The following is a 22,133-nucleotide window of genomic DNA, read 5'->3' as shown; positions in this document are numbered from 1 at the left end:
CGAGTGGTCGGGTGGAGATATGCATCGCGGTGGCGAACTGGGTGAAGGGACTGACGATCGAGGCCCCGAGCGTGCCCGCCCCGGACGCCATCGGCGAGAAGACGCGGGCAGGGCAAGCAGGAGCGGGGGCCGCATGGGGGTGACCTACAAGTACTTCGGCGCGCCCGACGGGGCCACCGCGGCCCGGGTCCCCATCTCCATGCGCCCCGAGGAACTCGGCGGCGACGAGCTGGGCCACGGCATGTTCACCAAGATCAAGCCGGAGACGGTGGCCGCGATGGTCCTCACCGGCATCGAGGGCGTCCCCCTGCACAAGGTGCCCCCGCTCGAACTGGTCGTCCTGCACCCGGACTACGCCGTCGTCAAGCTGCCGATGACCGCCGTCGACCCGCTGCGCGGCGTCGGCGAGGAGGCGGTGGGAGCCGCCGCCTTCATCTGGTCCACGGTCCCGGACCGCGGCGGTCCGCGCGACGCGTTCCTGGTCTACCAACTGCTCCACGAGTGGCAGGACTTCAGCCACCGGCTGCACGAGGCGGGCCACCAGCCGTACTGCCTGGTCTGGCCCTGAGCGGGCCGTGATCTAGCCTTCCCCCCATGCTCATCGCACGCTCCGTCAGCCTGTTCGTCCTGGCCGCCCTCCTGGAGATCGGAGGCGCCTGGCTGGTCTGGCAGGGTGTGCGCGAGCACAGGGGATGGGCCTGGATCGGCGCCGGGGTCGTCGCCCTGGGCGCCTACGGTTTCGTCGCCACGCTCCAGCCGGACGCGGACTTCGGCCGCATCCTCGCCGCGTACGGCGGCGTCTTCGTCGCCGGATCACTCGCCTGGGGCATGGTCGCCGATGGCTACCGGCCCGACCGATTCGATGTTCTCGGTGCGTTCATCTGCCTGGCCGGTGTCGCCGTGATCATGTACGCGCCTAGAAGGTGAGCGGACGCCCGTGGTGCCCGTGGTCCTCGTCCTCCTCCTGCTGAGTTGAGCTGAGGACGCAGCCGGTGTCCGGGTCGATCAGCACCCGGGTGACGGTGTCGCCGCACTCGACGTCCACGGCCCACACCTTGTGGTCGCCGTCCTTGTGGCGCGGCTCCTGCTGCTTGTGGTCGTGGCGCGGGTCCCGGTGCTGCTGGTCCTGGCGGTGGTCGTCCTTGCCCTGGTTGTTCTGCTGCGCGTCGTCCCCGGGGCAGTCGTCCACCAGCTCGGCGCTGATGGCCCGGCCGCCGACCTCGCACTCGGCGATCTCCACGGCCCGCTCCAGCGTCACCGGCCCGCTCGTGCTCTGCGCGTTGTCGGTGCCGGACTGGTGGTTCTGCTGCGCCTGGTGGTCCTTGCGGGCGTGGTCGTCCTGGTGGTCACCGTGGGCGGACGGGGCGCCGAAACGGTCCTGCGGGGCCATCTCGGTCGGGGCCGACTCGCCGTACTGGCCCATGCCACGCTGCTGGTAGCCGTGACCCTGCGGGGCGCTGTTCTCGCGCTGCCAACGCTGCGGACGGCCGTCCTGGCGGCCGTTCTGGGCGGCCTGGCCGTTGGCCGCTTGGCCGTTGGTCATCTGGCCGTTGGTCATCTGGCCATGGGCCGCCTGGCCGTTGCCGTGCTGGCCGTTCCCGTACTGCCCATGGGCCGCCTGACCGTTACCGGACTGGCCGTTGCCGGACTGACCGTTCCCGTACTGCCCATGGGCCGCCTGGCCGTTGCCGTGCTGGCCGTTCCCGTACTGCCCATGGGCCGCCTGACCGTTACCGGACTGACCGTTGCCCTGCTGCTGCCCGTTGCCCTGCTGCTGCCCGTTGCCGTACCAGCCGCTGCCGGATTGCCCGCTGTTGCCGGACTGGCTGTTGTTGCCGTGCTGCCCGTTGCCGTGCTGCCCATTGGCGTGATGCCCGTTGTCGTGCTGCCCATTGGCGTGATGCCCGTTGTCGTGCTGCTGGTGGTTGTTGCCCTGCTGCTGGCCATCCCCATGGTTGCGGTCCCCGTGCTGCTCCTGGTCCTGGGGGCATACGGAGGCCGACGACGGGTTCGGCGTAGTGCCCGCGGCCCATGCGACCGACGGCGCGCCGGCCACCAGCGCCGCCGCCGCGAGGGCTCCGGCGGAGGCGACGCCCCAGCGGCGGAAGGACCGACGGGACCGGTACAGCGTTCTGTTCTGATGGGTCATGGCCTGAATTCACTCCTTGGGCATGGGTCACTCCGAGACCGGCGGCGCGCCGGACGCAGTGCACTCTTCCCCGGGGCCAGGGCCGGATAGCGGTTTGCGATCTTCAGTCCCCCGATCGGCCGCATATCGGAAGGTCATATCCTGCTTATGGATCACAGTGCGATTTCCGTACCGCGATCACGCACGCCACGTCGCCGCAGGAGGGCCGATGACCACCCGTACCGCAGTCATCACCGGGGCCAGCAGTGGGATCGGGGCAGCCACCGCCCGCAGGCTCGCCGCGGCCGGATTTCGCGTCGTCCTCGCCGCGCGCCGCAAGGACCGCGTCGAGGCGCTGGCGGCGGAGCTGACGGAGGCGGGGCACGAGGCCGTGCCGTACGTCCTGGACGTCACCGACCGGGACGCCGTCGCCACCTTCGCCGATCACGTCGACCGCTGTGACGTGCTGGTCAACAACGCGGGCGGGGCCATCGGCGCCGAGAGCGTCGCGGCCTCCGACCCGGCCGACTGGCGTGCGATGTACGAGGTCAACGTGATGGGCGTGCTCCATGTGACGCAGGCCCTGCTGCCCGCCCTCATCGCGTCCGGCGACGGCACGATCGTGGTGCTGTCCTCCACGGCGGGCCACATCCAGTACGAGGGCGGCGGCGGTTACGTGGCCGCCAAGCACGGCGCGCACGCGATCGCGGGCACGCTGCGGCTGGAGCTGTGCGGCGAGCCGGTGCGGGTGATCGAGATCGCGCCGGGCATGGTCATGACGGACGAGTTCGCGGTGAACCGGTTCCGCGGGGACGAGGGCAAGGCAGCCGCCGTCTACGAGGGTGTGGCCGAGCCGCTGACCGCGGACGACGTCGCCGACACCGTCGCCTGGACGGTCACCCGGCCCTCCCACGTCAACGTCGACCTGATGGTGATCCGCCCCCGCGCCCAGGCTGCCCAGCACAAGGTCCACCGGGAGCGCTGAGGCCGGGGCCGCCGGTCACGCACGGCCACGGCCCCGCTCGTATCACCCCTTGACGCAGACGACCTGCTTGAGCCGGGCCACCACCTCGACGAGGTCCCGCTGCTGGTCGATGACCTTCTCGATGGGCTTGTACGCCCCCGGGATCTCGTCCACGACGCCGGAGTCCTTACGGCACTCCACGCCCCGCGTCTGCTCCTCCAGGTCCCGCGTCGAGAAACGCTTCTTCGCCGCGTTCCGGCTCATCTTCCGGCCGGCGCCGTGCGAGGCCGAGTTGAACGACGCCTCGTTGCCCAGACCGCGGACGATGTACGAACCGGTGCCCATGGAACCGGGGATGATCCCGTGGTCCCCGCTGCCCGCGCGGATGGCGCCCTTGCGGGTCACCAGCAGGTCCATGTCCTCGTACCGCTCCTCGGCCACGTAGTTGTGGTGACAGGAGATGACCGGATCGAAGACCGGCCGGGCCTTCGCGAACTCCTTGCGCACGACGTCCTGGAAGAGCGCCATCATGATCGCGCGGTTGTACTTGGCGTACTCCTGCGCCCAGAACAGATCGTGCCGGTAGGCGGCCATCTGCGGGGTGTCGGCGATGAAGACGGCCAGGTCACGGTCGACCAGATCCTGGTTGTGCGGCAGTCCGCGGGCCTGGCCGATGTGGTATTCGGCCAGTTCCTTGCCGATGTTCCGGGAACCGGAGTGCAGCATCAGCCAGACCGAACCCTCGTCATCGAGACAGAACTCGATGAAGTGGTTGCCCGATCCGAGCGACCCCATCTGCTTCGTGGCCCGCTCCTGACGGAACTTGACCGCCTCGGCCACTCCCCCGAACCGTCCCCAGAAGTCGTCCCACCCGGCGGTCCCGAACCCGTGCAGCCGCCCCGGGTCGACCGGGTCGTCGTGCATCCCCCGGCCCACCGGAATCGTCTGCTCGATCCTGGACCGCAGCCGCGACAGATCGCCCGGCAGATCGTCCGCGGTGAGCGACGACTTGACCGCCGACATCCCGCAGCCGATGTCCACGCCGACCGCGGCCGGGCACACGGCCCCCTGCATCGCGATCACCGAACCGACGGTGGCGCCCTTTCCGTAGTGCACGTCCGGCATCACGGCCAGGCCCTTGATCCACGGCAGCGTGGCCACGTTCCGCAGCTGCTGCATGGCCACGCCCTCGACCGTCGCGGGGTCCGCCCACATCCGGATCGGGACTTTCGCCCCGGGTACCTCTACATACGACATGTTTTACTCATTCCCCCGCGAAAAACTGAAAACGCAAATACCGGGCCCACGGCCCCATTCGCGACGGCCGACCGGCAGATGCGGCGGACCGTGCGGTACACATTGTCTTCAGCCATCGCCTACGGACGGCAAGCAGTTTTCGCTCGAAGGGACACGGATAGTGCAGCCAGCGCAGCGAACGGCCCGCGGACGGCGCGCCACCCCGGCCGCCGCCCTGCTCATCGCCGTGCTCGCCGCCGCGGGACTCAGCGGATGCACCGGCTCCGGCTCCAAGCCCGGGGGCGACGACAGCGCCTCCGACGACTCCGGTACGTCGGTCTCGGCCGAGCCCGGCCGCTACAACTCCCTCCCCGAGGCGTGCGGCGCCGTGAGCGCCAAGACCCTGCGCAAGCTGCTGCCCGGCGGCACCCAGGACGACAAGGCGTACGACGGCCAGGCGACCGTGACGTACGACATAGACCGGCGCGACGGCTGCCGCTGGAAGCTCGCGACGCCGGGCGGCACCCGCTATCTGACGCTGGACTTCGAGCGGGTCGTCTCGTACGACCCGTCCGTGAGCGATGACGACCGGGCGCTGGAGCTGTACGAGAAGAAGGCGGCCGCCGCGGACATTCCGGGCACCCCGGCCTCGCCCTCCGCGGGCGCGTCCTCCGACGACGACGCGTCCGCCTCCTCCTCCCCCGACGCCGGGACGAGCGCGTCGAGCGGCAAGGGCGGCAAGGGCGGCGCGAGCCCGGACGGCGGCAGGAGCGGCGCCGGAAGTGAGAAGGGCAACACCGGCGACAAGGGCCACACGAGCAGCCCGGGCGCGGGCGACGATGAGAGCAGCTCAAGCGACGGGAGCGCGTCGGAGACCCCGGACGCCATTGCCCCGCGCCGCCTCGACGACCTCGCCGACGACGCGTTCCTCGACGACCAGCTGATCACCAAGGACTCCGGAATCCACCGCGACATCACGGTCGTCTTCCGCTCCTCGAATGTGATCGCCACCATTGAGTACGACGAGTGGTCGACCAACAAAAAGGACATTCCCGAAAGCGAAGAACTCCAGGCGAACGCCGAAGACTTGGCCCAGGAGCTCACCGGGCGTCTCACCGAATAGCGGACCGGGCCACCCTCGGCGGGAGACCTCGGGGATTGGGCCGCCCGCGATCGGCCGCGTACCGTGCCGGTAATGACGCGGGCGGTACCACCGCCCATCGACAGAGATTGAGCGAAGGAACCATGCACCGTTCAGCCCCGCGACTCGCCCGAATACTCGCCTGCGCGACCGTACCGATCATGCTCGTCGCCGGCTGCTCCTCCGGCTCCGAGGACAAAAAGGACACGGAGGGCCCGTCGAGACCCTCCTCGCCCAGTGCCTCGCCGTCCGTCGCGGCGGCAAAGTTCAGCAAGCTCCCCGATGTGTGCTCGGCCCTGTCGGGCAAGACCATCGACAAGCTGGTGCCCAAGGCGAAGACCAAGAAGGGCAAGGCCCTCCCCTCGTCCGACACCAACACCTCCGCCACCTGCCTGTGGAGCGGCCTCGACGGCTTCAAGTACCGCTCGCTGTCCCTCTCCCTGAAGCTCTTCCCCTCCGACGCGGGTCTCGGCGCCGGTGACAAGCGCGCCCAGGAGTACGCCACCCAGCAGGCGAGCAAGGCCTCCTCCGCGGACGGGGTGAAGAACCCCAAGACCGAGCAGGCGGCCGTCGGTGACGCGGCGACCACCGTCCGTACCGAGGAGAAGAAGGACGGCGACGACTTCCGGAACCAGACGGTCGTCGCCCGGACCGCCAACGTCGTGATCACCATCGAGTACGACGGCGCCGGCTACGAGACCGAGAAGACGCCGGACGCCACCAAGCTGATGGAGGACGCCAAGTCCGCGGCCAAGGAGGTCGTCGACTCCGTCGAGAAGGGCACCAAGGGCGCCGGCGGCGGCCAGGAGTCCCCGGCTTCCGGCGGCTCCAAGTCCGCCGAGCCGTCCAAGGACTCCAAGGAGTCGAAGGGCTCGAAGGACTCGAAGGACTCCTAGGGCGGCGGGCCCAGCCGTCCTCGCCGCACCCTTCCCGTCCGGGGCGCTTGACGTGTATGCGACCCTGGGGCGCGCTGCAAGCCAAGGCTTATCGCCAAGGACGGGGAGGGATCGCGGGTGGCCGCGATGCAACTGACACGAACGCATCGAATACTCGTCGGCGTGGTCGTCGCCGGGGCGGTGGTGATCGCCGCGATCGGTTTCGCGGGGTCCTACTCCGCGGTCCGCGACCTCGCCGAGAAGAAGGGCTTCGGCGCCTTCTCCAACGTCTTCCCCATCGGGATCGACGCCGGCATCTGCGTGCTGCTGGCCCTGGATCTGCTGCTGACCTGGATCCGCATCCCCTTCCCCCTGCTGCGCCAGACGGCGTGGATGCTGACCGCGGCCACCATCGCCTTCAACGGCGCCGCCGCCTGGCCGGACCCGATCGGCGTCGGCATGCACGCCGTCATCCCGGTGCTCTTCGTGGTCTCCGTCGAGGCCGCCCGGCACGCGATCGGCCGGATCGCCGACATCACCGCCGACCGGCACATGGAGTCGGTCCGCCTCGTCCGCTGGCTGCTGGCGCCGCTCCCCACCTTCCGGCTGTGGCGCCGGATGAAGCTGTGGGAGCTGCGCAGCTACGAGGAGGTCATCCAGCTGGAACAGGACCGGCTGGTCTACCAGACCCGGCTGCAGGCCCGCTACGGGCGGCAGTGGCGCCGCAAGGCCCCGGTGGAGGCGCTGATGCCGCTGCGGCTGGCGCGCTACGGGGTGCCGCTGTCCGACACCGCCCCGGCGGGCCTCCAGGCGGCCGGGCTGGAAGCGAGCGCCTTCTCCCCGGCCGCGCTGCCCTCGGGCACGCCGGGCGCCCCGGGGGGCGGGGCCGGGCGGACGCCGGACATGGCGTACCCGGGGATGCCGCAGGGCGGCTACGGCGCGCCCGACGGCACCGGCTTCGCCGCCGGTCCCGGGCAGCAGCAGCCACAGCAACAAGCACAGCCACAGCAGCCGCAGGAGCTGCCCCTGTCGCTGCCGCTGCCCGTCTACCAGCAGCCGACGGCGCAGGACCACGACGGCCGGGGCGCCGTCCCGTTCGACCCCGCCGCCACCCACCATCCGGCGCAGCAGGAACAGCAGCCCGGTCAGCCGCAGGTCACCGTCCCGGTCGGGCCCGGCCGGGTCCGCCAGCTCGGCGGGCAGGGCGTGGGGACCGCGCAGGGCGCGTACGTCCCGGAGCAGCGCGTCCCGGAGCAGCGCGGCCAGGAGCAGCGCGGCCAGGAGCAGCGCGGCCAGGAGCAGCCGTACGTCGAGCACGGGCAGCCGGAGGCGCCCGCCGCGGCGGCGATGCCGGACGACGTGCCGCGCGACGACGTGTTCTACGCGACCTACCGCCAGTACCTCGCCGACAACGGGCGCTTCCCCTCCGCATACCAGTTCGGGCAGCGGCTGCGGGAGACGTACGGCGTCGCCGACCTCAGCAACGCCGAGCTTTCCGGCTACGTGAACGACTACAAGGACCGCTACCGCACGGAGATGCAGGCGGAGCACATCCCGTAGGCCCTTCGCTCCCTCGACGAGGAGGCCGGGCGGGCGTCCGGCCCGCCCGGCTCGGGGATCTCCCGGCTCAGGCCGCGAGCAGCTTGCGCACCCGGTCCGCCCCCACCGCGAGCAGCAGGGTGGGCAGCCGCGGCCCGGTGTCCCGCCCGACCAGCAGCTGGTAGAGCAGCGCGAAGAACGCCCGCTGCGCGACCTTCAGCTCCGGCGTCGGCTTGGCGTCCGCCGACAGCCCGGCCTGGAGCTTCGGCACGCCGTACACCAGCGTCGTCAGCCCGTCGAGCGACCAGTGCTCGTCCAGCCCGTCGAGCAGCAGCCGCAGCGACGCGCGCTCGGTCTCGCCGAGCGAGGCCAGCAGCTCGGTGTCCGGCTCCTCCCGGACCCGGGTGCGCTGCTCGGCCGGGACCTGGGTGGTGATCCAGCGCTCGGCCCGGTCGAGCCGCGGCCGCGTCTCGTCCAGGGACTTCACCGGGTTGGCCGGGTCCAGCTCGCTGAGGATGCGCAGCGTCTGCTCGTCGTGCCCGGTGGTGATGTCCACCACGGAGGCGAGCATCCGGTACGGCAGCGGGCGCGGGGTGCGGGGCAGCTCACCGGTGGCGGTGCCGGTCGCGCGGCTGTACGCGGCGGCGTCCGCGGGCTGCGCCGAACCGTCGTTGATCTTGCGCTCCAGGGCGTCCCACTCGTCGTAGGTGCGCTGGATCTCCTGATCGAAGGCGATCTTGAAGGACTGGTTCGGCCTGCGGCGCGCGTACAGCCAGCGCAGCAGCGGCGCCTCCATGATCTCCAGCGCGTCGGCCGGGGTCGGCACGCCGCCCTTGGAGGAGGACATCTTGGCCATGCCGCTGATGCCGACGAACGCGTACATCGGGCCGATCGGCTGGTCGCCGCCGAAGACCTCGCGCACGATCTGCCCGCCGACCACATAGGACGAGCCCGGCGAGGAGTGGTCGACGCCGGAGGGCTCGAAGACGACGCCCTCGTACGCCCAGCGCATCGGCCAGTCGACCTTCCAGACCAGCTTGCCGCGGTCGTGCTCGCTGAGCAGGACGGTCTCGCCGTGGCCGCAGGCGCAGGTGTAGGCCAGCTCGGTGGTCTCGTCGTCGTACGAGGTCACGGTCGTCAGATCGCGCTCGCAGACCGAGCAGTACGGCTTGTACGGGTAGTACCCGGCGGCGCCCGCGCTGCCGTCGTCCTCGGCGGCCGCGCCCGAGCCCTCGGCGGCCTCCAGCTCGGCCTCGTCGACCGGCTTCTGCTGCTTCTGCTGCTGCTTCTTCGGGGCCGGCTTGTCCTTCGTGCGGTACCGGTCGAGCACGGCGTCGATCTGCTCGCGGTGGCGCATCGCGTGCAGGATCTGCTCGCGGTAGGCGCCCGAGGTGTACTTCTCGGTCTGGCTGATGCCGTGGAACTCGATGCCCATCGCGCGCAGCGCCTCGATCATCGGCGCCTTGAAGTGCTCGGCCCAGTTCGCGTACGCCGAGCCGGGCGGGGCCGGGACGGACGTCAGCGGCTTGCCGATGTGCTCGGACCAGGACGGGTCGATCCCGGCCGGGACCTTCCGATACCGGTCGTAGTCGTCCCAGGACAGGATGTGGACGCAGTCGTATCCACGGCGCCGGATCTCGTCGGCGACCAGGTGCGGCGTCATGACCTCGCGCAGATTGCCGAGGTGGATCGGGCCGGACGGGCTGAGGCCCGAGGCGCAGACGATCGGTTTGCCCGGCGCGCGTCGCTCCGCCTCGGCAATGACCTCGTCCGCGAAACGGGAGACCCAGTCGGTCTCGGTGCTCTGAGCCACGGTCGGCACTTCCTTCCTTGCGGTCATGGCACCGACCATTGTCCCAGACGGAGAAGGCGCCTTCGGGGTTGCCCACAGGCTGCCGGAGTCCACGGCCGAGTTGTCCACAGCCCGGGAAAAGGGTTGGACGGCCCATGAAATACTGGGGTGGCCAGATTGGTAACCCAGCCCTCTATAGGAACGGCACCTCACCCATGGCCTCGGTCCCCTCCCTTGCCGCTTCGGTCCACCAGCGCATCGCGAACGCCCTCACGGCTGCCCTGCCGGAGGCCGCTTCCGCGGACCCGCTGCTGCGACGAAGCGACCGGGCCGACTTCCAGGCCAACGGGCTGCTGGCGCTGGCGAAGCAGCTCAAGGGCAATCCGCGCGAGCTGGCAGCCAAGGTCGTGGAGCGCCTTCCGGTCGCCCCGTCCTCCGCCGACCCCGACCCGGTGATCGCCGACATCAAGGTCTCCGGACCCGGCTTCCTCAACATCACCGTCGCGGACTCCGCCATCACCGCGACCCTCGCCGCGCGCGCCGCCGACGACCGGCTCGGCGTCCCGTTGGCGGCGGACGCGGGCACGACCGTGATCGACTACGCCCAGCCGAACGTGGCGAAGGAGATGCACGTCGGCCATCTGCGCTCGGCGGTGATCGGCGACGCGGTGGTCAGGATCCTGGAGTTCACCGGCGAGAAGGTGGTCCGGCGCCATCACATCGGCGACTGGGGCACCCAGTTCGGCATGCTCATCCAGTACCTGATCGAGCACCCCCACGAGCTGGACCACCGGGACGCCGCCTCCGGCGAAGAGGCGATGTCCAATCTGAACCGGCTCTACAAGGCGGCGCGCGGCCTCTTCGACTCCGACTCCGAGTTCAAGGAGCGGTCCCGGCGGCGGGTGGTGGACCTGCAGGCCGGGGACGAGGAGACGATCGCCCTGTGGCGGAAGTTCGTGGACGAGTCGAAGATCTACTTCTACTCGGTCTTCGACAAGCTCGACATCGAGATCCACGACCCCGACGTGGTCGGCGAGTCCGGGTACAACGACATGCTGGCCGAGACCTGCCGCCTGCTGGAGGAGTCCGGCGTCGCGGTCCGCTCCGAGGGTGCGCTGTGCGTCTTCTTCGACGACGTCAAGGGCCCGGACGGAAACCCGGTTCCGCTGATCGTCCAGAAGTCCGACGGCGGCTTCGGCTACGCCGCCACCGACCTGTCCGCGATCCGCGACCGGGTGCAGAACCTCCAGGCCGACACCCTGCTGTACGTGGTGGACGCCCGGCAGTCGCTGCACTTCAAGATGGTCTTCGAGACCGCCCGCCGGATCGGCTGGCTGAACGAGAAGACGCACGCCGTCCAGCTCGCCTTCGGCACGGTCCTCGGCAAGGACGGCAAGCCGTTCAAGACCCGTGAGGGTGAGACGGTCCGGCTGGAGGACCTGCTCGACGAGGCGACCGAGCGGGCCGCGGCCGTGGTCCGGGAGAAGAGCGAGAAGCTCGGCCTGACCGAGCAGGAGATCCTGGAGCGCGGCGGCCAGGTGGGCATCGGCGCCGTGAAGTACGCCGACCTGTCCACCTCCGCCTCCCGCGACTACAAGTTCGACCTCGACCAGATGGTCTCGCTCAACGGCGACACCTCCGTCTACCTCCAGTACGCGTACGCCCGCATCCAGTCCATCCTGCGGCGCGCCGACGAGACGCAGGCCCCGGTCCCGCATCCGGAGCTGCCCCTCGCCCCCGCCGAGCGCGCCCTCGGGCTGCACGCGGATCAGTTCGCGGAGACGCTGGCCGAGGTGTCCGCGTCGTACGAGCCGCACAAGCTGGCCGCGTATCTCTACCAGCTGGCCTCGCTCTTCACCACCTTCTACGACCAGTGCCCGGTCCTGAAGGCGAAGGGCGGCCCGGCCGAGGTCGAGAACCGGCTCTTCCTGTGCGACCTGACCGCCCGCACCCTGCGGCAGGGCATGTCCCTGCTGGGCATCCGCACCCCCGAGCGCCTCTGAGCGCCCCCGCCCGCCTCCGTACGCCCGTGCGCGGCGGTTCCGCTTACGGCGCTTCCTCCGGCCCCGGGCAGGACACGTCGCGCACCGGCCGTTCGCCGCGCACCAGGTAGTCCGTCACCGCGCGGTCCGCACAGGGGCTCGCGTACGGGGCCGGGACATAGGCCGCGCCGTGGCCCGTGGCGTCGACGCTGACCATCCGCGCCCGGTCGCCGAAGGCGCGGCGCAGATTGAGCGCCCCGCTGTACGGGGTGGCAGGGTCGTGGCGGTTCTGGACGAGCAGGACGTTGGACGGGCCCCGGTCGGTGATGCGGACCGGCTTGTCCCGGGGCTCATACGGCCAGAAGGCGCACGGTCCGATGTTCACCGGCATGCCCGCGGTCAGCGGGTGGGAGGCGCGGCCGGCGGCGACATCGCGGGCGTAGGCCGAGACCGACCTCGGCCACTCCACGTCGTTGCAGAGGATGCCGAACGATACGGCCGTGGAGTCCTGCGTCAGATCCGGCGGCACCGCGCCGGGCACCTTGCCGTCGTCCGCGTCCTTGATGAGCCGGGCCAGTCCCTCGTACTGGCTCCGGGAGTACAGGGCGGCCAGGACGCTCTGGCGGAGCACATTGCCGTTCAGCTCGGGCGGGTTGGCGCCCTTCCACTCCAGCGGCTCGGTGTCCAGCCGGGCGGCCAGATCGAGAACCCGGCGGCGCACTCCGGCGGGGGTGTCGGCGAGACGGCCGGGGCCGCCGGGCGCGGAGGCCCACCGCGCGAAGGCGGGGAAGGTGTCCTCGGCGCCGACCGCCCAGTTGGCCTGCCAGCCGCGCTCCACCCGCGTCGGGTCCGGGTCGTCGTTGCTGTCCAGCACCCAGCGGTCGGTGTGCTCCGGGTACAGCTGCGCGTACACGGAACCCACGTACGTCCCGTACGAGGTGCCCCAGGCCGACAGTTTCCGCTCGCCGAGCGCCCGGCGGATGCTGTCGATGTCGCGCGCCTCGTTGACGGTGGAGAGGGTGGGCAGCAGGTCGCCGCCGTTGCGGGCGCAGGCGTCGGCGATGCGGCGGGCGGTGGCGACGTTCTCCGTGATGTCCCCGTCGGCCGCGGGCCAGGGGCGGGCGCGGACCAGGGACAGGTCCTCTTCCGCCAGACCGCAGCCCGCGTGTGTGGACCCGCCCAATCCGCGCGGATCGAAGCTGACGAGGTCGTAGGCGTCCCGCACCGACCGCGGAAGCCGCTTGCCGTAGGTGGTGGGCCGGTTCAGGCCGGACCCCCCGGGGCCGCCGGGGATCAGCAGCAGCGTGCCGCGGCGGGCGGCGGGCCGCTCACTGCGGACGCGGGAGACGGCGAGCGTGATCCGCTTCCCGTCCGGGTCGTGGTAGTTCAGCGGCACGGAGAGCGCGGCGCACTCCTGGCGGGCGTCGTGGTCCGCGCCCTCGCACGTCCCCCAGGCGAGGGGCGGCGTGGCGGCCTCGCCCTCGCTCGCGTCGGCGGAGGACACGGTGGCCAGGACGGAGGCGGTGGCGGCGATGGCGAGGGCCAGCGCGGCGGTCTTGCCGGTCATCAGTGGCATGCGGCGAGCCTGTCCGAACCGGACGCGCGTGCCCATCCGGTCACCCGGCCGGTGGGCGCTGCGGATACCCCCACCCGTAGGGCGTGACAGACCCGACCGTCCCGTTTGCGACAGATTCCCCGATTGGGGACAACCTCCGGCCCCCACGGACCGTCAAACCTCATGCATCATCCGTCAATCGAAACACGTGGGGGTAGGACATGCGACGGTCGGGAACCTCGCTCGCGGCGCTCGTGCTGGCAGGCGCCGGACTGGCGGTGACGGCCGGAACGGCGGAGGCGGCGCAGGCCACCGGTGCGCACACGGCCGCGGCCTGCGCGACCGGCTGGGGCAGCGGCGAGAAGACGGCACCCTCCGGCAACCATAAGCCGCTGGAGGACATCAGGACCGGCCGGCACGAGTGCTTCGACCGCATGGTCTTCGACGTGAAGGGCGCCACCGCCACCGACCGGGTGCGCTTCGACGTGCGGTACGTCGACGCGCTGCACCAGGACGGCTCCGGGGACCCGATCCCGGTGAACGGCGGGGCGATCCTCGACATCCGGGTGGGCGCGCCCAGCTACGACTACGAGGCGGGCCGGAGCACGTACCCGGGCACGGCACGGCAGCAGCTGCCGGGCGTGGACGTCACCGGCTACCGGACCTTCCGGGACACCCGCTACGCCGCCAGCTTCGAGGGCGACACCCAGGTCGGCCTGGGGGTGCGGGCGCGGCTGCCGTTCCGGGTCCTCCAGTCGGACGGCAAGGTGATCCTGGACGTGGCCCACTCCTGGACCGCCGCCCGCTGAGCCGGACCGGAAGTCAACGCAGCCGGGCGTCGACCGTCGCGGGGTCGAAGAGGGCGTCGGCGACCATGTGTGCCGCGCCCGTGACGCCCGCGCGGGTCCCCAGCGGGGACAGCACGACGCGCAGATCGCGCGTGGCCAGCGGCAGGGACCGCCGGTAGGTCACCTCGCGGATGCCCGCGATCAGATGTTCCTGGGCGTGGGCGAGCCCGCCGCCGACGACCAGGATGGACGGGTTGAGCAGGCTGACCGCGTCGGCCACGCCCTGGCCGAGCAGTCGGCCCGCCTGCCGCAGCAGCCGTACGGCGTCGCCGTTGCCGGAGCGGACGAGCGCCACGACGTCGTCGGTGGTGGCGACGTCGTGCCCGGCGGCGGTGAGGTCGCGGACCAGGGCCCAGCCGCCCGCCAGGGCCTCCAGACAGCCGGAGTTGCCGCAGCGGCACACCGGCGCGTCCGGCGAGGTCTCGTCGAGGCCCGGCGCGGGGATGTGGCCGATGTCGCCCGCGGCACCCTGCGAGCCGTGGTGGAGCGCGCCGCCGAGGATCAGGCCGGAGCCGATGCCGGTGCCCGCCTTGACGAAGAGCAGATGGCGGCGGTCCGGCCAGTTGGCGCGGTGTTCGCCGAGGGCCATCAGGTTGGTGTCCTTGTCGGCGAGGACCGGGCAGGCGTAGGCGCCGCGGAAGAAGTCCGGCACGGTGTAGCCGTCCCAGCCGGTCATGATGGGCGGGCTGACGACGCGTCCGGTACCGGCCTCCACCGGCCCTGGCACCCCGATGCCGATGCCGCGCACCCGGTCGGCGGGCTCGCCCGCCTCCTTCAACAGCCGCCGGAAGTCGGCGGCGACCTGCCCCAGCACCGTCTCCGGGCCTTCGGCCACGCTGAGGTCGCGGCGGTGCGAGACCAGGACCTCGCACGCCATGTCGGCGAGCGCGGTGTGCACATGGCTGCCGCCGATGTCGGCGACGAGCAGCACCCCGGCGTCGCGGCGCAGCCGGAAGGAGCCCGCGGGGCGGCCGCCCGTGGAGTCCGCCGCGCCGGACACCTCCAGATAACCGGCCTCGCTCAGCGCCTCCAGCCGGGAGGCCATGGTGGACCGGGACAGTCCGGTCGCGGCCATGAGCTGGGCCCGGGTGGTGGCCCGGCCGCCACGGATGAGCGCCAGCACCGCCCCTGGGCCCGTTGGATGCGCCTGACCTGCCGAGACCGCCTCCGCCACTGAGCCCTGTCCTCCGTGTCCACGCTGTTCACGCTGTGTTCGGTACCGCCCACACCGTACCGCCCTTTACGACCGACCCCAAGCACACTTATGTATTGCCTTCACGCAAAAGATGCGTAGCATCAGGCAGGCATCACGCACGCCATCACTCACGTGACGACGCGGAAGGACCTCGATGAACGACCTCGGAGTGCACGCCCTGGTGTGGACCGGCGACTGGACGCCCGAAGGCGCCCGGACCGCCGCGGCCCGCAGCCGCGAGGCCGGATACGACCTGGTCGAGATCTCCCTCCACGACCCCGGACTGGTGGACGTGGAGGACACCCGCCGGGTCCTCGCCGACCACGGCCTGCGCGTGGCCTGCTCCCGCGGCCTCTCCTTCGACTCCGACGTCTCCTCCGACGACCCGGAGACCGCGGCCCGCGGCGAGGCGCTGCTGCGCCAGGCCCTGCGCATCACCCACGACCTCGGCGGCGACTACTTCGGCGGGGTGCTCTACAGCGCGCTCGGCAAGTACGGCCGCCCCACCACCGCCCGCGGGCGCGAGCACGCCGTCCAGGCGCTGCGCGGGCTGGCCGCCGAGGCGGACGGCCTCGGGGTGACGCTCGGCCTGGAGGTGGTCAACCGGTACGAGAGCAACGTCGTCAACACCGCCCGCCAGTGCCTGGACCTGATCGACGAGATCGGCGCGGGCAACGTCGTGGTCCACCTGGACACGTACCACATGAATATCGAGGAGCAGGACTTCTCCCGCCCGGTCCGCGCCTGCGGCGACCGCCTCGGTTACGTCCACATCGGCGAGTCCCACCGCGGCTACCTCGGCTCCGGCACCATCGACTTCCCTGCCTTCTTCCACGCCCTCGCCGACATCGGCTACCAGGGCCCGGTCACCTTCGAGAGCTTCTCGTCGGCCGTCGTCGCCCCCGGCCTCTCCCACGACCTCGCCGTCTGGCGGAACCTGTGGGCGGACGGCCCCGACCTCGCCGCCCACGCCCGCTCGTACATCGCCGACCAGATCAAGGCCGCCCACGCCCGCACCGTGGCCTGAAGCACCCACCCGGACTCCCCGAAAGACCCGCCATGACTCCCCAGCAACTCCTCGAGCGCGCCCGGCGCCTGGCCGACTCCGGCCGCCGCCGACTGCTCGGCATCGCCGGACCGCCCGGGGCCGGAAAGACCACCCTCGCCGAGTACCTGGTCGGCGCGCTCGGCCCCGAGCGCGCGGTCCTGGTCCCGATGGACGGCTTCCACCTCGCCGACGTCGAGCTGCGCCGCCTCGGCCTGCTGGACCGCAAGGGCGCCCCGGAGACCTTCGACCCGTACGGCTACACCGCGCTGCTGCGGCGCCTGAAGGAGCCGCGCCCCGGCGAGCCGGTGTACGCGCCGGGCTTCGAACGCGAGCTGGAGCAGCCCATCGCGGGCTCCATCCCGGTGGCCCCCGAGATCCCGCTCGTCATCACCGAGGGCAACTACCTGCTGCTGGACGACGCGCCCTGGCGCCCGGTCCGCGACCTGCTGGACGAGACCTGGTGGGTCGAGCTGGACTCCGAGGAGCGGGTACGGCGGCTGATCGACCGCCATGAACGGTTCGGCAAGGAGCGCGCCGAGGCCGAACGCTGGGTCCTCACCACGGACGAGGCCAACGCCCGCCGCGTCGCCCCGGGCCGCGAGGCCGCCGACCTCGTCATCGGCTCCACCACCGAACCAGGGGAGACCCGGACATGACCGGCACCCTGAACCTCGGGGCCGTCGACTGGTTCCTGCTCGCCGTCTACTTCGGCGCGATCATCGCCATCGGCCTGACCACCAAGCGCGCCGTCCACACCAGCGGCGACTTCTTCCTCGCCGGGCGCTCCATGCCCGCCTGGATCACCGGCCTCGCCTTCATATCCGCCAACCTCGGCGCCCTGGAGATCATCGGCGGCGCGGCCAACGGCGCCCAGTACGGGGCCGCCGCGGTGCACTTCTACTGGCTCGGCGCGATCCCCGCGATGGTCTTCCTCGGCGTCGTGATGATGCCGTTCTACTACTCGACGCGGGTGCACAGCGTCTCCGAATATCTGCGCCGCCGCTTCAACAACCAGACCCACCTGCTCAACAGCGTCGTCTTCGCCGTCGCCCAGATGCTGCTGGCGGGCGTCAACCTCTTCGCGCTCGCGCTGATCGTCAAGCTGCTGATCGGCTGGCCGCTGTGGCTGTCCATCGTGCTGTCCGCGGTCTTCGTCCTCGCGTACATCACCCTGGGCGGGCTGGCGGGCGCGATCTACGGCGAGGTGCTCCAGTTCTTCGTCATCCTCGCCGGGCTGATCCCGATCGTGGTCATCGGGCTGCACACCGTCGGCGGCTTCGGCGGCCTCAAGGACGCCGTCCAGGACCCCACCCTGCTGCACACCTGGCAGGGCACCACCCCCGGCCACTGGACCAACCCGCTCGGCGACTGGATCGGCCTCGCCATGGGCGAGGGCTTCGTCCTCGCCTTCGGCTACTGGACCACCAACTTCGCCGAGGTGCAGCGCTCACTGGCCGCCAAGGACCTCAACGCCGCCCGCCGCACCCCGCTCATCGCGGCCTTCCCGAAGATGGCGCTGCCGCTGTTCACCGTGGTCCCCGGCATGATCGCCCTGGTCATCATCCCCAGGCTCGGCCGGCCGGGCGGACCCACGTACAACGACGTCATCCCGGAGATGATGCAGCGCTTCCTGCCGACCGGGGTGCTCGGCATCGCCCTCACCGGCCTGCTCGCCGCCTTCATGGCGGGCATGGCCGCCAACATATCCGGCTTCAACACCGTGTTCACCTACGACATCTGGAAGCCGTACGTGGTCCGCGACCGCGACGACCGCTACTACCTCAAGGCCGGGCGCTACGCCACGGTCGCGGGCATCGCGGTGAGCGTCGCGGCGGCGTTCGTCGCCTCCGAGTACGACAACATCCAGAACTACATCCAGCTCCTCTTCTCCTTCTTCAACTCCCCGCTGTTCGCGACCTTCCTGCTGGCGATGTTCTGGAAGCGGGTCACCCCGTGGGCGGGCTTCTGGGGCATGCTCTCCGGCACCGCCGCGGCCGCCGTCGCCCACCTCTCCGCCTACCACATCGGCTGGTTCTACCCCGGCGGCGAGGTCGGCCCGCACGACACCGTCAACGCCCAGATGGCCAACTTCTACGGCGCCCTCTTCGCCTTCGTCGTCGACGCCGTCGTCACGGTCGCCGTCACCTTCGTCACCGAGCCCAAGCCGGACTCCGAACTCCGCGGCCTCGTCCACGGCCTCCCCGACCCCGACTCCCCCGACGCCCACGAGGCATCCGTACGCCAGCCCTGGTGGAAGTCCCCGGTCGTCCTCGGCTGCGTCATCCTGGCCCTGGCGGCGGCCCTGAGCGTCTGGCTGGTCGTCGCCGTATGAACGGAGAGAGCCCCATGACCCCGGGAAAGACCTTCGACGTCCGCTGGCTCATCGCCGCACTCCTCGGCCTGTACGGCGCCGTCCTCACGGTCCTCGGCCTCACCGACGGCCCCGCCGAACTCGCCAAGGCCGACGGCATCCGCATCAACCTCTGGATCGGCCTCGGCCTCCTGGCCGTGGCGGCGGCGTTCGCCACCTGGGCGAAGCTCGCCCCGCAGCGCCGGGACGAGGGCTGATCTGCTCCTGTACGTGCGGCTCGGGCACGCACACGGCGCCTGAGCCGCACCCCCATTCGGTGTGCCCGGCCATGGGCTCAAGGAGGATCGCATCAGCGGGTACGCCGAGGTCAAGAGCGTGCTCGCGGAAATGCACGGCTTCGCCGCGAGGGTAGAGGCCAGCGGTCGTCGGACTGCTGCCGCCGCAGGGGCGCGCCTCGTGCCCCATCCGCTGGTAGTCCCAGATCATCTCGACGTCGCGCCACTGCGCATCGGTGATCACACGCTGTTCACCGCGGTGAGCTGAAGGATGTAGTGCCGGATATGAGGCGGCATCTTGTCAGGCAGATGCGCCAGAGGGACCAGCCGTAGCTCTTGGCCTTCGCCGAGGACGAGTTCGCGCTCCTCACCGTCCCAGGTGCCGAGGAACACATGCGGCGGAGTCTTGAGAGCGTCGTACGGGGCCACCGTGGCCTCCTCGATCGTGTCCGGCGTGATACCGGTCTCCTCCTTGAGTTCACGGAGGATGGTGTTGATCGGCGTCTCGCCCGGCTCCCGTCCCCCTCCGGGAAGGGACCAGTATCCCGGCCAGCCGATCCCGGGCTTCTCGTCGCGGAGTTGGAGGATGACTTCCCTGCGGCTGGTGAGGATCACAGCCAGACACCCGGGGATCTTGGTCGGCGAAGCCTCAATCACCACGGTTCTCCCCCGATGTGTTCGCAACAGTGGCCCCCACCGTAGCGACGGAGGCCACCGGCTTCTCAGGATCGACCGGCTTCTTCACCCCAAGTGAGGGCAAGGCGCGCCCAGACAGTCTTACCGATGGGGCCGCGGGGGCAATGACCGGTCTCCTTGGCCAGGGCTGCAACAAGCTGGAGGCCACGACCGTGCTCGTCGTCCTCAGCGGCCTCCGTACGACGCGGCAGACGACTGCTGGCCGCGTCGGAGACCTCGACGAGGCAACTGGTGTCCTCGTGTGTCAGGCGCACCTCGAAGAGGTGACCGCGCTTGTGGCCGTGCTGCACGGCGTTGGTGGCCAGCTCGCCGCAGACGAGGACCGTCCGGTCGATGTCTTCCTCTCCGTAGTCCCAGTTACGAAGCACTTTGCCGACCTGGCTTCGAGCAAGGCGGACGCACCTGGGTGTGGACGTGAACTGCATCTTCCATTGCCGCGTGGCGGGCTGCTGTGGGTTGGGGGTGGTCATCGGGAGCATCGTGTCCCCTCGTCGCGTGGTTCCAAGGGGGCAAGCTCATCCGATCAGTGACTACGGAAACAGGCCATGGTGATTACCCAAAGTGGGTAAAATCCTCGACGGTTCACTGCCCAGACCACCCACAGCCGTGGGACGAGGAAGAGGGGCACGAGTGCCTGGACCGCAGCCTCACCACAGGCTTCCGCCCGCGTTGCTGACCAGCTACGAGTGGCAGGACGCCTGCCGGAGCCGCGACTTCGCTCGCATCTTCCGGCTGGCCCAGCTCAAGGCAGGCATCTACCCCTCGCGTATCGCCGCACTCTGCGCATGACGCCCAGCAGGGTTGGCGAGATCATGGCCGGGCGCCGCACCCTGGCGCACATCGATGTCATCGAGCGAGTCGCCGACGGGCTGCGTATCCCCGGTGCGATGCTGGGCCTCGCCCATCGTCCCTGGGAGATCCCTTCGCCTGACCATGTACGGGAACGCACCCCAGGACGAGAGCCAGAGCCTGCGCACTCCCCGATGCCTTCCGACCAGGCTCCCAGCGACCGTCTTGAAGATCTCCTGGCCCTGGCTGACGGGCAGGTAACCCGCTCCACCCTGACGGCGTTGCGCTCCTCAGTGGAGGACTACTGGCGGCGCGACGATCAACATGGCGGCGCATCACTTCGCCCCGCCATCGTGGGGCATCTCAAGTACGTCACCCAGATGATGCGCGCCGCCGACTGCCCTCTGGAGCGAGACCTGCGATCCCTCGCCGCCGAGCTGGCGCGCCTCGCAGGGTGGGCATACTTCGACGCCCGCCAGTACAGCACCGCCCGCATCTACTTCGCCCAGGCCCTCGGCCTCTCCCACGGGCAGAACGACCGCCTGTTCATGGCCAACGTGCTTTCCTGCATGAGTCTCCAGGCGACCTATGAAGGCAACGCGGTGGACGCCATCGCCCTCGCCTGCAAGGCCCAGGACGTTGCGCGAACCGCCGGTGATCAACCGCTGGTGATGTCCATGCTCCACATGCGCGAAGCCTTCGCTCATGCCTCCCTGCGCGACGCCTCCTCGTGTCACCAGGCCATCGACCGCTCCCGCGATGCGTATGAGTTGGCACGCGGTCGAGAGGACGAGGCCCCGTCCTGGGTCCGCTACTTCGATGAGACCAAGCTCATCGTCGACGCAGGCATCGCCTACGCACGTCTCGGCGAGGCACAACGCGCCGAACCCCTGATCGCGGAAGGCTTGCGGCGAGAGGCGGCCGGGCGGCAGCGCGGTCGAGCCCTCCATGCGTTCTGGCTCGCCACAGCCCAGCTCCAGCAAGACAGACTCGATGACGCCTGCCGCAGCGCCGCACTCGCGCTCGACCTGACGGCGGCCATCGACTCGCCCCGGGTCGCCGGGCACCTCCAGGAGTTTCACCGCCGTCTGACCCCGTACGCCCGCGAGACGCCAGTAATCAGGTTCGAGCAGCGGATGCGAGAGGCACTGCGCTAGCCGGTGGCCTTGGCGGCCTCGTCCAGGAGCAGGTACAACAAGCCCACCAGGCTGCCGCTGCTGACGATCTCACGGCGGTCGATCATTCCGCGGATCTCGGCGAGCGGAATCCACTCGATGCGGTCCGATTCGTTCTGCTCGGTCGGCGGACCGGCGTACGTGGCGCCGTCGGCGCGGAAGACGTGGTGTTCGGAATCGGTGATGCCGTTCGCGGGCTGGGCGTACACCAGCGGCTTCACCGCCTCCACCCGCCAACCGGTCTCCTCCTCGACCTCGCGGACGGCGGCTTGCTCCGGGGTTTCGTCGGGCTCGATGAGGCCCATGGGCAGCTCCCAGCCCCACGCATCGGTGACGAACCGGTGCCGCCACATCATCAGCACCCGCTTCTGCTCATCGACCACGGCGGCGACGGCGAGGTGCCGCATCCGCACCACATGGTGTTCCCAACGATGACCGTCCGGCTGCTGGACGTCCACGAGCCACAGGTTCACCCACGGGTTGCTGTAGATCTGCCGCTCACCATGGACGGTCCACCGCATGAGCCCACTCCCCTTCGCCGACGCGAATCCCAGCATGTCACTCGGGCGAAACGCAGTCGGGCC

General features: G+C 70.6%; 20 protein-coding genes and 2 pseudogenes. 13 read left to right on the top strand and 9 right to left on the bottom strand.

All coding sequences use genetic code 11. The annotated features are described in order from the left end of the window. Window positions 1-19: 19 nt before the first annotated feature. The gene (locus ASC60_RS28495) at window positions 20-568 is read left to right on the top strand and encodes a hypothetical protein (RefSeq protein WP_078510346.1); all 549 of its coding nucleotides are present in this window, start codon (window positions 20-22) and stop codon (window positions 566-568) included. Window positions 569-594: 26 nt separating this feature from the next. After that, window positions 595-927 (top strand): YnfA family protein, encoded by a 333-nt coding sequence (locus ASC60_RS28490; RefSeq protein ID WP_055555912.1) that lies wholly within the window; start codon window positions 595-597, stop codon window positions 925-927. Here the strand turns inward: ASC60_RS28490 and ASC60_RS28485 are convergent. Beyond that, entirely contained in the window at window positions 917-2,149 is a 1,233-nt protein-coding gene (locus ASC60_RS28485) for a hypothetical protein (RefSeq protein ID WP_055555911.1), read from the bottom strand. The two genes, ASC60_RS28490 and ASC60_RS28485, sit on opposite strands and share 11 nt — an antisense overlap. A gap of 208 nt (window positions 2,150-2,357) precedes the next feature. Between ASC60_RS28485 and ASC60_RS28480 the strand changes: the two genes are divergently transcribed. Further along, the gene (locus ASC60_RS28480) at window positions 2,358-3,113 is read left to right on the top strand and encodes an SDR family NAD(P)-dependent oxidoreductase (protein WP_055555909.1); all 756 of its coding nucleotides are present in this window, start codon (window positions 2,358-2,360) and stop codon (window positions 3,111-3,113) included. A 42-nt stretch (window positions 3,114-3,155) separates the two neighbouring features. Here ASC60_RS28480 and ASC60_RS28475 read toward each other — a convergent pair whose 3' ends face one another. Further along, a complete protein-coding gene (locus ASC60_RS28475; RefSeq protein WP_055555907.1) occupies window positions 3,156-4,349 on the bottom strand; it encodes an RtcB family protein in 1,194 nt (397 codons plus the stop codon). 160 nt (window positions 4,350-4,509) lie between these two features. On the opposite strand from ASC60_RS28475, the gene ASC60_RS28470 reads away from it, so the two are divergent. The 3 genes from ASC60_RS28470 (at window position 4,510) to ASC60_RS28460 (ending at window position 7,904) form a co-directional block, all read left to right on the top strand. After that, window positions 4,510-5,451 carry a hypothetical protein gene (locus ASC60_RS28470; protein WP_055555905.1) on the top strand — a complete coding sequence of 314 codons (942 nt, stop codon included), beginning with the start codon at window positions 4,510-4,512 and terminating at the stop codon, window positions 5,449-5,451. 122 nt (window positions 5,452-5,573) lie between these two features. Next, the gene (locus tag ASC60_RS28465; RefSeq protein ID WP_055555903.1) at window positions 5,574-6,365 is read left to right on the top strand and encodes a hypothetical protein; all 792 of its coding nucleotides are present in this window, start codon (window positions 5,574-5,576) and stop codon (window positions 6,363-6,365) included. Between the two features lie 117 nt (window positions 6,366-6,482). After that, on the top strand, window positions 6,483-7,904 hold the full coding sequence (locus ASC60_RS28460) for a DUF2637 domain-containing protein (RefSeq protein WP_055555902.1): 1,422 nt from the start codon (window positions 6,483-6,485) through the stop codon (window positions 7,902-7,904). Window positions 7,905-7,971: 67 nt separating this feature from the next. Here the strand turns inward: ASC60_RS28460 and lysS are convergent, their stop codons facing one another. Then, the gene (gene lysS, locus ASC60_RS28455) at window positions 7,972-9,723 is read right to left on the bottom strand and encodes a lysine--tRNA ligase (RefSeq protein ID WP_055556155.1); all 1,752 of its coding nucleotides are present in this window, start codon (window positions 9,721-9,723) and stop codon (window positions 7,972-7,974) included. A gap of 167 nt (window positions 9,724-9,890) precedes the next feature. Between lysS and argS the strand changes: the two genes are divergently transcribed. Continuing rightward, window positions 9,891-11,678: an arginine--tRNA ligase gene (gene argS, locus ASC60_RS28450; protein WP_055555901.1), complete on the top strand. Its 1,788-nt coding sequence runs from the start codon at window positions 9,891-9,893 to the stop codon at window positions 11,676-11,678. Window positions 11,679-11,721: 43 nt separating this feature from the next. Here argS and ASC60_RS28445 read toward each other — a convergent pair whose 3' ends face one another. Then, window positions 11,722-13,233 carry an alpha/beta hydrolase gene (locus ASC60_RS28445; protein ID WP_055555900.1) on the bottom strand — a complete coding sequence of 504 codons (1,512 nt, stop codon included), beginning with the start codon at window positions 13,231-13,233 and terminating at the stop codon, window positions 11,722-11,724. A gap of 200 nt (window positions 13,234-13,433) precedes the next feature. Between ASC60_RS28445 and ASC60_RS28440 the strand changes: the two genes are divergently transcribed. Continuing rightward, window positions 13,434-14,021, top strand: a complete 588-nt coding sequence (locus tag ASC60_RS28440) for a hypothetical protein (protein WP_055555899.1) — start codon at window positions 13,434-13,436, stop codon at window positions 14,019-14,021. A gap of 13 nt (window positions 14,022-14,034) precedes the next feature. Here the strand turns inward: ASC60_RS28440 and ASC60_RS28435 are convergent, their stop codons facing one another. Next, window positions 14,035-15,183 carry an ROK family protein gene (locus ASC60_RS28435; protein WP_234357183.1) on the bottom strand — a complete coding sequence of 383 codons (1,149 nt, stop codon included), beginning with the start codon at window positions 15,181-15,183 and terminating at the stop codon, window positions 14,035-14,037. Window positions 15,184-15,409: 226 nt separating this feature from the next. On the opposite strand from ASC60_RS28435, the gene ASC60_RS28430 reads away from it, so the two are divergent. Genes ASC60_RS28430 through ASC60_RS28415 form a run of 4 tightly spaced genes read left to right on the top strand, consistent with a single transcriptional unit; the run spans window position 15,410 to window position 18,871 of the window. After that, the gene (locus tag ASC60_RS28430; RefSeq protein ID WP_055555895.1) at window positions 15,410-16,282 is read left to right on the top strand and encodes a sugar phosphate isomerase/epimerase; all 873 of its coding nucleotides are present in this window, start codon (window positions 15,410-15,412) and stop codon (window positions 16,280-16,282) included. 32 nt (window positions 16,283-16,314) lie between these two features. Then, window positions 16,315-16,959 carry a nucleoside/nucleotide kinase family protein gene (locus ASC60_RS28425; protein WP_055555893.1) on the top strand — a complete coding sequence of 215 codons (645 nt, stop codon included), beginning with the start codon at window positions 16,315-16,317 and terminating at the stop codon, window positions 16,957-16,959. Then, entirely contained in the window at window positions 16,956-18,635 is a 1,680-nt protein-coding gene (locus ASC60_RS28420) for a sodium:solute symporter family protein (protein WP_055555891.1), read from the top strand. The genes ASC60_RS28425 and ASC60_RS28420 overlap by 4 nt, the downstream gene beginning before the upstream one ends. Window positions 18,636-18,649: 14 nt before the next feature. Further along, complete coding sequence (locus ASC60_RS28415; RefSeq protein ID WP_199831075.1) at window positions 18,650-18,871, top strand: hypothetical protein; 222 nt, start codon at window positions 18,650-18,652, stop codon at window positions 18,869-18,871. A 58-nt stretch (window positions 18,872-18,929) separates the two neighbouring features. Here the strand turns inward: ASC60_RS28415 and ASC60_RS43360 are convergent. From ASC60_RS43360 to ASC60_RS28405, 3 genes and pseudogenes are all read right to left on the bottom strand, one after another. After that, window positions 18,930-19,100: pseudogene (locus ASC60_RS43360) on the bottom strand (YdcF family protein); the annotation flags it as partial. Between the two features lie 29 nt (window positions 19,101-19,129). Beyond that, window positions 19,130-19,546, bottom strand: a complete 417-nt coding sequence (locus ASC60_RS28410) for an NUDIX domain-containing protein (protein ID WP_234357182.1) — start codon at window positions 19,544-19,546, stop codon at window positions 19,130-19,132. Window positions 19,547-19,611: 65 nt separating this feature from the next. Continuing rightward, window positions 19,612-20,055, bottom strand: coding sequence for an ATP-binding protein (locus ASC60_RS28405; protein ID WP_234357181.1), 444 nt, complete (start codon window positions 20,053-20,055; stop codon window positions 19,612-19,614). A gap of 160 nt (window positions 20,056-20,215) precedes the next feature. Here ASC60_RS28405 and ASC60_RS28400 point away from each other — a divergent pair. Continuing rightward, window positions 20,216-21,531: pseudogene (locus ASC60_RS28400) on the top strand (hypothetical protein). On the opposite strand, the gene ASC60_RS28395 reads toward ASC60_RS28400, so the two are convergent. Next, window positions 21,528-22,070, bottom strand: coding sequence for an NUDIX hydrolase (locus ASC60_RS28395; protein WP_055555885.1), 543 nt, complete (start codon window positions 22,068-22,070; stop codon window positions 21,528-21,530). The pseudogene ASC60_RS28400 and the gene ASC60_RS28395 sit on opposite strands and share 4 nt — an antisense overlap. Window positions 22,071-22,133 lie beyond the last annotated feature (63 nt).

This window comes from Streptomyces sp. NBRC 110028 (assembly GCF_001417735.1).
Taxonomy (GTDB): Bacteria; Actinomycetota; Actinomycetes; order Streptomycetales; family Streptomycetaceae; genus Streptomyces.
The sequence above is the reverse complement of the archived record's forward strand: the minus strand, read 5'-3'. Positions and strand labels throughout refer to the sequence as shown.

What these genes read in the sequence shown, in the direction of transcription:
- ASC60_RS28495 (WP_078510346.1), top strand. Translation starts at nt 20, where the DNA reads ATGCATCGCGGTGGCGAACTGGGTGAAGGGACTGACGATCGAGGCCCC.
- ASC60_RS28490 (WP_055555912.1), top strand. Translation starts at nt 595, where the DNA reads ATGCTCATCGCACGCTCCGTCAGCCTGTTCGTCCTGGCCGCCCTCCTG.
- ASC60_RS28485 (WP_055555911.1), bottom strand. Translation starts at nt 2,149, where the DNA reads ATGACCCATCAGAACAGAACGCTGTACCGGTCCCGTCGGTCCTTCCGC.
- ASC60_RS28480 (WP_055555909.1), top strand. Translation starts at nt 2,358, where the DNA reads ATGACCACCCGTACCGCAGTCATCACCGGGGCCAGCAGTGGGATCGGG.
- ASC60_RS28475 (WP_055555907.1), bottom strand. Translation starts at nt 4,349, where the DNA reads ATGTCGTATGTAGAGGTACCCGGGGCGAAAGTCCCGATCCGGATGTGG.
- ASC60_RS28465 (WP_055555903.1), top strand. Translation starts at nt 5,574, where the DNA reads ATGCACCGTTCAGCCCCGCGACTCGCCCGAATACTCGCCTGCGCGACC.
- lysS (WP_055556155.1), bottom strand. Translation starts at nt 9,723, where the DNA reads ATGACCGCAAGGAAGGAAGTGCCGACCGTGGCTCAGAGCACCGAGACC.
- argS (WP_055555901.1), top strand. Translation starts at nt 9,891, where the DNA reads ATGGCCTCGGTCCCCTCCCTTGCCGCTTCGGTCCACCAGCGCATCGCG.
- ASC60_RS28445 (WP_055555900.1), bottom strand. Translation starts at nt 13,233, where the DNA reads ATGCCACTGATGACCGGCAAGACCGCCGCGCTGGCCCTCGCCATCGCC.
- ASC60_RS28440 (WP_055555899.1), top strand. Translation starts at nt 13,434, where the DNA reads ATGCGACGGTCGGGAACCTCGCTCGCGGCGCTCGTGCTGGCAGGCGCC.
- ASC60_RS28430 (WP_055555895.1), top strand. Translation starts at nt 15,410, where the DNA reads ATGAACGACCTCGGAGTGCACGCCCTGGTGTGGACCGGCGACTGGACG.
- ASC60_RS28425 (WP_055555893.1), top strand. Translation starts at nt 16,315, where the DNA reads ATGACTCCCCAGCAACTCCTCGAGCGCGCCCGGCGCCTGGCCGACTCC.
- ASC60_RS28420 (WP_055555891.1), top strand. Translation starts at nt 16,956, where the DNA reads ATGACCGGCACCCTGAACCTCGGGGCCGTCGACTGGTTCCTGCTCGCC.
- ASC60_RS28415 (WP_199831075.1), top strand. Translation starts at nt 18,650, where the DNA reads ATGACCCCGGGAAAGACCTTCGACGTCCGCTGGCTCATCGCCGCACTC.
- ASC60_RS28405 (WP_234357181.1), bottom strand. Translation starts at nt 20,055, where the DNA reads ATGACCACCCCCAACCCACAGCAGCCCGCCACGCGGCAATGGAAGATG.
- ASC60_RS28395 (WP_055555885.1), bottom strand. Translation starts at nt 22,070, where the DNA reads ATGCGGTGGACCGTCCATGGTGAGCGGCAGATCTACAGCAACCCGTGG.